An 8,241-nucleotide genomic window follows, 5' to 3' on the forward strand; every position below is an offset into this window, starting at 1 on the left:
CAGGCGGCGGAGCCGCGAGGTTTGCGTGCTACGGCGGAGCCGTAGCACGAGAATCTTGACCTAGGCAAAATTTGCGGGGGGTTGGCGGAGTTGTTGCTGGACTAACGCTTCCAATTCCTGGCGCTTCACTTCTTTGCCCTGGCTCAACTCCCCCGGCTGCTCGAAAAAAACCAAACTATCCACCGGCTTCATTGCGAACAGTTGGAATAGAATTTGCATAATCGGTAAGGCTACCGGCCGCAGATCAGGGTTGCCACGACCGCTAAACGTCACAGCATCTTGGGGGGAGGAAAACCCATAGACGACCTTTTTCTCTAACTGTGGCGTAGCCCGGTTGCTCAGGGTGGTGAGTACCCAACGCTGTTGGGCATTTTGCATAATGTAATAGTCCCGGTGCTGCATTTTCGCCCCATAGGCCCGCAACACCGGAATAACGGCCCTTTCCAGCAGTTGGGGCGTTTTCCCATCTTGGGGGGCATGGTGGAGTAATTGCTGGAGTTGCGCCTCAATATCCATGGCCATGGTGTCAATCTCAGGGTGAGCTTTCACAGGTTTTGCCACGGATTGCGGCAAAATCTCCCCGTATTTTAATCGCGATGGGAACCTGAACGGGGGGATTCGGACTCTTTAAGGGGAAAGACTCCCCAAAATTTACGGGTTTGCGGTGCATCTGAATTGAATAAACGGAATCCATCCCACCTTGTAGGCCATCCTCCAGGGCGGGGAAACATCCCAAAAATCCCCTTGAGGGGTTGGGGTGGGAAGGCCCTTGGTAAACGATGCACCCCTTACCCTTGACTGTGAGTAACCCCGACGTGGAATTGATCACCCAAACCCTCTATCAACAATTCTGTCGGCAGACCTCTGCCAACAAAACCCACTGTTGGGATGTGGCCAGCCGCTTGGTGGCGGAGGTGTGGCGGATTTGTGAAGAAAGCCAGCGCATTCAAGTTTCTGGAGAAATTGAAAATTGGGCTAATACCCTCGGACAACATCGGTTTAAACAATGCCTGCGCTATTACAAGCTGGGATCGAGCCGGGGCCGGGTGCATTTGCAAAGCTTGCTTAGTTCCATTATCTATCGCTATATTTTGCCCCCCCAGGGGGCGAGTAGTTATCAAGGCCGGGTGGCCCTGATTGAGGATTTTCTTCAGGGTTTTTATTTGGAGGCGTTGAATATTTTTCGCCGCGAGACGGGCCTGCCGGGAACCTATACGCCGCGATCGCTCCTGGAATTGGCGGAATATATGGCCTTTTGTGAACGCTACGGGAAGCGGCGGATTCCTTTACCGGGACGGCGATCGCAACAGTTGATCATCCTCCGCGCCCAAACCTTCTCCCAAAAACAACCCCTAGAAGCTTCTGTGGATATGGACAGTGCCGCTGAAGGGGGCTATGGGGGCGGGGAGGGCGATCGCCATGATCCCCTGATCCAGCAATTGCGCCTCCTCCTCAGCCATGAACCGCCCGGTAGTAATGAAGGAAGTTTATGTGAAACAATCATTGAGGAAGTCCTGCGCTATTTTGAAGAGCGCAACCAAAATGATTGCGCCAATTACTTCATTTTGCGGCTCAAGGATCTTTCCGCACCGGAAATTGAAGCGATTTTAGACTTAACCCCTCGCCAGCGGGATTATCTACAGCAGCGCTTTAAATACCATCTTGTGCGCTTTGCCCTTTCCCATCGTTGGGAATTGGTACATCAGTGGCTTGAAGCGGATTTAGAGCGTAATCTAGGGTTAACCCCCCAGGAATGGCAACATTTTCACAGCGAACTCACGGAACAACAGCAAACCCTGTTAGAACTGAAGCAGGCGGGGCAGGAAATGGGGGCGATCGCTCAGGCCCTTTCCCTCACCCCAACGCAGACCGAAAAGCAGTGGTTTAAACTCTTAGCCATGGCCTGGGACATTCGGAACTGTTCAGTATCCTGATCAGGGGCATCTCGAAATGAATAGTAACATGAACAACAATTTGGACTGGTTGTGTCAGGAGCTGCTTGCCAGTTTTGATCAACAGTCCAAATCTGAACAATCTTCTCTCAAACAGGGTCGCGATTTTGTCCTGCCCTCCTGGGATTCATCTGCTCAGGACGGAGAAAGCAACCTCGATGATTCCTGCAACTGGGAAGACGAGGCGTGGGATGTGGCATCTTCCAATGGTGGTGAATCTGCTCTAACCCCTCAACCTTTTTCCCTGGGAGACCTTCCAACCGTGCAAAAACGTTTTCAAACCTTGCTCAAACAGCGACTTTACAGCGAAATGCAGCGCAATCCGCCCCGCTTCCCCTGGGAGCATGAAGGGGAAAATTATCGCGTTGATTACAGTGACGATCTCACCGGGAGCCTCACCCGTGCTCAACAGCTTTGGCTCCCCCATCTCACCGATGTCCTGCCGGTGGCCATGCCGCCCCAGATCCTCGCCAAGCTCCTCGAAGCCTGTAGTCAGGTGATTGGGTCAGTGCGGCCCCAAACCGCCAAAATGGTTAATGCCGTTCAGCCCCTCTTCCCCGACTACGCCCAAACCTTAAACGAGGTGATGGGTCGGATTCGGCTTTCCCCTAGCCTCTGCCCCACCCGCTTCTCCGCCGCCGATCAGGAGCAGCAACGGCAAAAATTGGCGGCGTTGCTGCCGGTGGACTATGGCCAAGCCACCTTAGAGCAACAGATGGTGTTATCGCTCTTGGTGGCCAAAGAAGTCCTTGATCTCCTGACGATCGCCCTTTCACCCCGACAAACCCAGATCGAACGGTTGTGGATGACCGCCAGCGGCGTTGTCCGGTTGGCGGTAGATTATGATCCCCTCGCGGCTCAAGCGGGGGATTGGATGAGCCAGACTCCGCTGCGGGCGAGGGTGCAGTTGCCTGGCGGCGGGATGCTGGCTTTAAAAACGGCTCAGGATACGATTACGACCCAACGACAAACCGCCGGTTATTTGAGTGTGGAGCTTTCCCAATGGGAGATGGGGGCTTGCTACCTGCTCACGATAGGACTGGATCAACCGGTGACAAGTTCCCTGAAATTTGCCATCAGTTGCCAGCCCTAGTACGCCAAGGCAGAAGGATGAAGGCAGAAGGCAGAAAGGGGCATCTCTCTTGGGCTAAGGTTCTGCCTTGCAGGTATGGTCGGGTGATTTCCGCCACGCTGTACTAAGGTTTAGCGCATGGTGACGAATTCTTCCGCCGCACTGGGGTGAATGCCCACGGTGGCATCAAAATCGGCCTTGGTGGCTCCGGTTTTGAGGGCGATCGCCACCCCCTGGATAATTTCCGCTGCATCATCCCCGACCATGTGGGCCCCTAATACTTTGTCCGTTTCGGTGTTAACGATCAGTTTCATCAGGGTTTTTTCGGTTTTCCCCGGCAAAACATAGTACATGGGGCGGAATTGGCTGCGGTAGACCTTGACGGCCTCGCCATATTGGGCGAAGGCTTCGGCTTCGGTCATGCCGACGGTGGCGGCTTCGGGGGTGGTGAAGACGGCGGAGGCGACGTATTCGTAGCTCATCAGTTTCGATTGCCCCCCAAAGACGCTATCAGCCAGACAGCGGCCTTCTTGGATGGCAACGGGGGTGAGGTTGATGCGATCGGTGCAGTCGCCCACAGCATAGATATGGGGTTCAGCGGTTTGGCTGAATTCATTGACGGCGATCGCCCCATTTTGTACTTCCACCCCCGTATTTTCCAGCCCCAAATTTTCTAAATTGGGTTTACGGCCTGTGGCGGCCAACCCCACCACATCGGCAAACACCGTTTCTTCCCCTTCTGGCCCTTCAACTTTCACCATTAACCCTTGCTCACCGGCTTGAATCTCAACGGGTTTCGTTTGGGTGAGGATCTTGATCCCATGCTCAACCATTGAATTTTGAATCTGGGTACGAATATCCTGATCAAAACCCCGGAGGATATGGTCAGCGCGGATAATTTGGGTTACATCTGATCCCAAGCCGTGCAAAATGCAAGCAAATTCACAGCCAATATAGCCGCCCCCTAAAATCACAATCCGCTTGGGCTGTTCCGGGAGATGGAAAATTTCATCGGAGGTAATCGTATGTTCAATGCCGGGGATCGTGCTGGGTTTGACCGGCTGGCCCCCCACCGCGATTAAGATCCGTTCAGCGGTGATTTTTTGATCCCCGACGGCGAGGGTGTGGGCATCGATAAATTGGGCATAGTGGCGGAAGATTTCCACTTTGGATTTATCGAGCATGGTTTGATAAATCCCATTGAGGCGATCGACTTCCCCATTCACCGCCCCCATCAGGGTGGGCCAATCAAAACCGCCAGGGGTGACGCTCCAGCCATAGCCGCGACTTTCTTCAAATTGGGCGGGAAAATGGGAAGCATAGACCATCAGTTTTTTCGGCACACAGCCCCGATTGACGCAGGTTCCCCCCAAGCGGCCAGATTCGGCGATCGCCACCTTTGCCCCATATTCAGCGGCACGGCGGGCGGTGGCGATGCCCCCCGATCCTGCCCCAATCACAAACAGGTCATAATCGTAGCTCATGAATCCTCCAAGTTCGATCTAATCGGCCCTCTCCAGTGTCGCAAATTTCCCCGCCCCCTGGGCCAGGTCTCATGCCTCATTCTCCTCGCAACACCTGGGCGGCGTTTAATCGCTCTTGCTGGCCCCATTGGGTTAATAATCCGGAGTTGAGCAAGGGAGGGCGCAAGGGGGGGCGCAAGCATTGCGCCTCTACAAGCACATCGTAGGGGCGCAAGGCTTGCGCCCTTGGGGGTTTGGGTTAGGATGGGGGGGTGTTTTTTTGGGGAGGGGGCGATGGTTTGGCCGTTTGGGAAGAAGAGGCGGGGGCCGAATTTTGCAAGAATGTGGGAGGGTTATTGGGGACGATGATATATCGCGTGGAATTTCGCCCCCGTGCGCTTAAGGATTTGCAAGGGTTAGATCGTGGTAATCAGAAACGGATTCTTGCTAAAATTGAAATGCTCAAAACGGATTTACAGGGAGATGTTAAACGGTTGAAAAATTTCTCACCTAATTATCGTTTACGAGTTGGTGATTATCGGGTTTTGTTTGAAGTCGAGGCGAGTTTAGTCATTGTTTATCGCATCAAACATCGCCGTCAAGCTTATTCTTAAGAGGTTTTTAGGATTTTAAAATATGGTTCAGTTACATCCTCAATTTTTTCCAAAAAATGGCAAAACTGAATATGTGGTTTTGCCTTATACAGAGTTTTTGGCGTTACAGGAGTTGTTGGCAGATTTGGAAGACTGGGAAGACTTGCAACAGGCTAAGGCGGAGGATGATGATGGGCCTAATTTAACGTTGGACGAAGTGAAGCAGGCGTTAGGATTATTGTGATTGTTGTTCAATAAAAATAAATCTCACGCTCCATCAGCAACCTCATCTAAGGTTTGGGGTTGAGGATGACGCTGGAAAAATTTCTGTTCTTGGCGAATCGCTAAAATGGTTGGCCGATTCATCACTAATAGTGTTAGTGTCGCTCGTCCGATTGCCGTTAAACCGACTACAGACACATCATCCCAAGCAAAATGTTCAAACCAGTTTTGGCTTCGGGGATTAAAAATTGGAACGGTTTGGTTTGTTTTGGGATCAATAGCGGTTTGACGTGCGCCTTTTCGTAATGAACAAGACACACAAGCGAGGGCTAAATTAGCGAATGATGTTTCTCCACCTGCGGTAAGGGGAAAAATATGATCAATATGAAATGTGGCTTCTTGCCCAATTTGGGATAGGCCACAATATTCACAGTAATTCTGGGCGCGATGAATCACTTGTTCGCGCAATGATTCGGGAATATATCGCATTAGTGGGTGTTTTGTCGTTGAGCGCGAAGATGAAGCAGGGAGAGGAATTCGGCGAGTTCAACGAGGCCGAGGGCTTCGGCGTTTTCCTCTGGGGTGAGGGGCTGACCTGTATCTTGGCGATCGAGTAGGCTTTGTAAGCGGTTTTGGAGGGCGGTGGGTAGTTGGAAGTGTAGGAGTTCGCTGGGTAGGGTAATGGTATCCATAGGGGATGAGGCTGTTGAGTTATTGTCAGTATATGAATTTTAAGAAAACTGGGGAATTTTGGGGAGATTGGGGATGAATGCAGTTATAAATCCTCCAGGGTTGCTGTTTTTTTGGCATCCATTGCTTCGGTGAAAAGAAAGTCAAGTTTGCCGCTGTTGCTATCGGCTTCAATTTGTTGATCCCATTGTTGCCAATCTTGGGCGATTAGCCATTCTCGAAGGTGGGCAATGTCTTGGGGGGGGAGGGCATTAATTTCGGCTTGGATCTGTTCTAGGGTGAGGGCCATGGGGATTGCATTGAATTGGTGTTTCTATTGTATCCATTGCGTTTGTTGAAGGGGAGAGGCGGTAGGGGGTGTAAGGGGGGCGCAAGGGAGGGCGCAAGCGTTGCGCCCCTACAAGCACATCGTAGGGGCGCAATGCTTGCGCCCTTGGGGTTTTGGGTTAGGATGGGGCGATGGTTTGGCCGTTTGGGAAGCAGAGAAACATCCTATTGAGGAGGATGCCACCCCACACTAACCCAACGCTGTCGAGCCAGAACGATGATGATACGATTCATTCGCAGTGTGTTTACTGTAACTCGGCCTGTGGGCGTGATCCCTTCCACCTGGGTTTTATCTGCACTCCATACAAAATGATCAGACCAAGATTGTTTGATGGGATTAAACAAGGGGGCTGTTTCTCCAGAAACCACGTCCAAGGCTTCTGTGCTATAGGATTTAAACAGGTTGCAAGCTGAACAAGCCAAGCAAAGATTTTCGGAGGTTGTTGAGCCGCCTTTGGATATAGGTTGGATGTGATCGCAGGTCATGGCAACCCCACTATTCACTGCTGTGGTGAGGCAATAACAACAGCGATCGCCATCCCGTTTGGCGATTTGTTGTCGCAATGGGTCGGGAATCGGTACAGACATTAGACGGGCTGGGGCAGGCTCACGCCATGGCCTCTCCACCGTAAGATTGCGGCGGCTTGGGCTTTACAGAGCATGAGGCGATCGCATTCATCTTGGAGGCTGAGGAGTTCTTGTTGTTCTTGAGGGGTGAGGGGTTGGGGGGATTCTAGCAGGATTTCGATGCGTTGACTGGTGGCGATCGGTAAACGGCGATGAACCCACTGCCACAGGGCATCATCTTCGAGTTTGTCGAGTGAGGCGAGGTCTGTCTGATATTCGGGGGGGGCATTTGACCAAAGGGGAGGACTGCCAATTTCGAGGACGCGCAAAACGATTTCTTCGAGGGGGCGTTGCATGGCTTGAGCGGTATCGAGCAAGCGACGATACAGGGGTTCTGGGAGTTGTAGGGTGAGGGTTTCGGACATTGGCTTTCCCATCTGTGGTTCAGGGTTTTCTTATTGTAGGTTGGGTTCGGCGTGGGATGGGCGCAAGCGTTGCGCCCCTACAAGCACATCGTAGGGGCGCAATGCTTGCGCCCTTGGGGTTTTTGGTTAGGATGGGGGGGTGTTTTTTTGATGGGGAAGGGGCGATGGTTTGGCCGTTTGGGAAGAAGAAACAGCAGGGGCCGGATTTTGTGGGGGCGTTGCGGGTTGTGGTGGGGCGGGTCTTAGGTTTTTGGGGTTGCTCACTTGTTGAATTCTGAACCTGTGATGAAAATTCCTAACCCAGAACAGGCTGTCATCCCTTTTGAAAAATTGGAGGGCTATTCGTTAAATCCTAATCATCCAGAAGGAAAACACAAGGCTCTGGTTTTTCAATCGGCTCTTGGCATTAATCTAGATAATGCTAATGATCTACGCAGTACGTTAAAGGAGGTGCTTCAGGAAAAAGAGGCGATCGCCACGAGTCTAAGTCAATATGGTCAAAAATACCAACTTGATTTTGAAATGACGCGGAATGAAAAGACTGCTGTGATTAGAAGTATTTGGATTGTTCCGTCTGGGAAGAGTTTTCCTCGGTTGATCACTTGTTATATTTTGTGAGGGAATTATGGAAATTTTAGATGTTGTTGCGTTGATGACGAATTTACCCCAGGAAAATTTATGTCGGGGGCAAGTGGGGACGATTGTTGAGGTGTATGAGCCGGGGGTTTTCGAGGTTGAGTTTGTGGATTTACAGGGCAAGACCTATGGTTTAGCAACGTTGCATGAGGAGCAGTTGATCAAGTTGTATTATCAAAGGGTTTTAACTAGCCCAACCAACCAGAATGTAATGGTCAGTTCTTGAGGTTTGGGGCTGGGGTTGTGTGACGAGGGTTTTGGGTTAGGATGGGGGGGTGTTTTTTAAGGGGAGGG

13 protein-coding genes are annotated in these 8,241 nt (G+C 51.7%); 6 read left to right on the top strand and 7 right to left on the bottom strand.

Translation table 11 applies throughout. The annotated features are described in order from the left end of the window. Nucleotides 1-60: 60 nt before the first annotated feature. Nucleotides 61-522, bottom strand: coding sequence for a hypothetical protein (locus tag VB712_RS17720; RefSeq protein WP_323257155.1), 462 nt, complete (start codon nt 520-522; stop codon nt 61-63). 278 nt (nt 523-800) lie between these two features. Here VB712_RS17720 and hetZ point away from each other — a divergent pair, with 278 nt between their 5' ends. Further along, a complete protein-coding gene (gene hetZ / locus VB712_RS17725) occupies nt 801-1,934 on the top strand; it encodes a heterocyst differentiation protein HetZ (RefSeq protein WP_323257157.1) in 1,134 nt (377 codons plus the stop codon). A gap of 280 nt (nt 1,935-2,214) precedes the next feature. Next, nucleotides 2,215-3,045 (top strand): hypothetical protein, encoded by an 831-nt coding sequence (locus tag VB712_RS17730; RefSeq protein ID WP_323257159.1) that lies wholly within the window; start codon nt 2,215-2,217, stop codon nt 3,043-3,045. Nucleotides 3,046-3,155: 110 nt separating this feature from the next. Here VB712_RS17730 and gor read toward each other — a convergent pair whose 3' ends face one another. Next, the gene (gene gor / locus VB712_RS17735; RefSeq protein ID WP_323257161.1) at nt 3,156-4,508 is read right to left on the bottom strand and encodes a glutathione-disulfide reductase; all 1,353 of its coding nucleotides are present in this window, start codon (nt 4,506-4,508) and stop codon (nt 3,156-3,158) included. A 278-nt stretch (nt 4,509-4,786) separates the two neighbouring features. Between gor and VB712_RS17740 the strand changes: the two genes are divergently transcribed. Further along, nucleotides 4,787-5,101, top strand: coding sequence for a type II toxin-antitoxin system RelE/ParE family toxin (locus VB712_RS17740; RefSeq protein ID WP_323257163.1), 315 nt, complete (start codon nt 4,787-4,789; stop codon nt 5,099-5,101). Nucleotides 5,102-5,123: 22 nt separating this feature from the next. Further along, nucleotides 5,124-5,324, top strand: coding sequence for a hypothetical protein (locus VB712_RS17745; RefSeq protein WP_323257165.1), 201 nt, complete (start codon nt 5,124-5,126; stop codon nt 5,322-5,324). Nucleotides 5,325-5,347: 23 nt separating this feature from the next. Here the strand turns inward: VB712_RS17745 and VB712_RS17750 are convergent, their stop codons facing one another. The 5 genes from VB712_RS17750 to VB712_RS17770 all read right to left on the bottom strand — a co-directional run bounded on the left by VB712_RS17750 (nt 5,348) and on the right by VB712_RS17770 (nt 7,311). Next, nucleotides 5,348-5,791, bottom strand: a complete 444-nt coding sequence (locus tag VB712_RS17750) for an HNH endonuclease signature motif containing protein (protein WP_323257167.1) — start codon at nt 5,789-5,791, stop codon at nt 5,348-5,350. After that, on the bottom strand, nt 5,791-5,994 hold the full coding sequence (locus VB712_RS17755) for a hypothetical protein (protein WP_323257169.1): 204 nt from the start codon (nt 5,992-5,994) through the stop codon (nt 5,791-5,793). Before VB712_RS17755 ends, VB712_RS17750 begins: the two co-directional genes overlap by 1 nt. Before the next feature lie 83 nt (nt 5,995-6,077). Continuing rightward, the gene (locus VB712_RS17760; RefSeq protein ID WP_323257172.1) at nt 6,078-6,281 is read right to left on the bottom strand and encodes a hypothetical protein; all 204 of its coding nucleotides are present in this window, start codon (nt 6,279-6,281) and stop codon (nt 6,078-6,080) included. A gap of 203 nt (nt 6,282-6,484) precedes the next feature. After that, complete coding sequence (locus VB712_RS17765) at nt 6,485-6,907, bottom strand: HNH endonuclease (protein WP_323257174.1); 423 nt, start codon at nt 6,905-6,907, stop codon at nt 6,485-6,487. Further along, nucleotides 6,907-7,311, bottom strand: a complete 405-nt coding sequence (locus tag VB712_RS17770) for a hypothetical protein (protein ID WP_323257176.1) — start codon at nt 7,309-7,311, stop codon at nt 6,907-6,909. Before VB712_RS17770 ends, VB712_RS17765 begins: the two co-directional genes overlap by 1 nt. A gap of 285 nt (nt 7,312-7,596) precedes the next feature. Here VB712_RS17770 and VB712_RS17775 point away from each other — a divergent pair, with 285 nt between their 5' ends. Continuing rightward, complete coding sequence (locus tag VB712_RS17775; RefSeq protein WP_323257178.1) at nt 7,597-7,929, top strand: DUF6883 domain-containing protein; 333 nt, start codon at nt 7,597-7,599, stop codon at nt 7,927-7,929. Between the two features lie 7 nt (nt 7,930-7,936). Beyond that, on the top strand, nt 7,937-8,173 hold the full coding sequence (locus tag VB712_RS17780) for a DUF4926 domain-containing protein (protein ID WP_323257180.1): 237 nt from the start codon (nt 7,937-7,939) through the stop codon (nt 8,171-8,173). The last annotated feature ends 68 nt before the right edge of the window (nt 8,174-8,241 follow it).

Source organism: Spirulina sp. CCNP1310, assembly GCF_034932185.1.
GTDB lineage: Bacteria > Cyanobacteriota > Cyanobacteriia > Cyanobacteriales > Spirulinaceae > Spirulina.

What these genes read in the sequence shown, in the direction of transcription:
- VB712_RS17780 (WP_323257180.1), top strand. Translation starts at nt 7,937, where the DNA reads ATGGAAATTTTAGATGTTGTTGCGTTGATGACGAATTTACCCCAGGAA.
- gor (WP_323257161.1), bottom strand. Translation starts at nt 4,508, where the DNA reads ATGAGCTACGATTATGACCTGTTTGTGATTGGGGCAGGATCGGGGGGC.
- VB712_RS17760 (WP_323257172.1), bottom strand. Translation starts at nt 6,281, where the DNA reads ATGGCCCTCACCCTAGAACAGATCCAAGCCGAAATTAATGCCCTCCCC.
- VB712_RS17765 (WP_323257174.1), bottom strand. Translation starts at nt 6,907, where the DNA reads ATGTCTGTACCGATTCCCGACCCATTGCGACAACAAATCGCCAAACGG.
- VB712_RS17745 (WP_323257165.1), top strand. Translation starts at nt 5,124, where the DNA reads ATGGTTCAGTTACATCCTCAATTTTTTCCAAAAAATGGCAAAACTGAA.
- VB712_RS17750 (WP_323257167.1), bottom strand. Translation starts at nt 5,791, where the DNA reads ATGCGATATATTCCCGAATCATTGCGCGAACAAGTGATTCATCGCGCC.
- VB712_RS17775 (WP_323257178.1), top strand. Translation starts at nt 7,597, where the DNA reads ATGAAAATTCCTAACCCAGAACAGGCTGTCATCCCTTTTGAAAAATTG.
- VB712_RS17720 (WP_323257155.1), bottom strand. Translation starts at nt 522, where the DNA reads ATGGCCATGGATATTGAGGCGCAACTCCAGCAATTACTCCACCATGCC.
- VB712_RS17755 (WP_323257169.1), bottom strand. Translation starts at nt 5,994, where the DNA reads ATGGATACCATTACCCTACCCAGCGAACTCCTACACTTCCAACTACCC.
- VB712_RS17770 (WP_323257176.1), bottom strand. Translation starts at nt 7,311, where the DNA reads ATGTCCGAAACCCTCACCCTACAACTCCCAGAACCCCTGTATCGTCGC.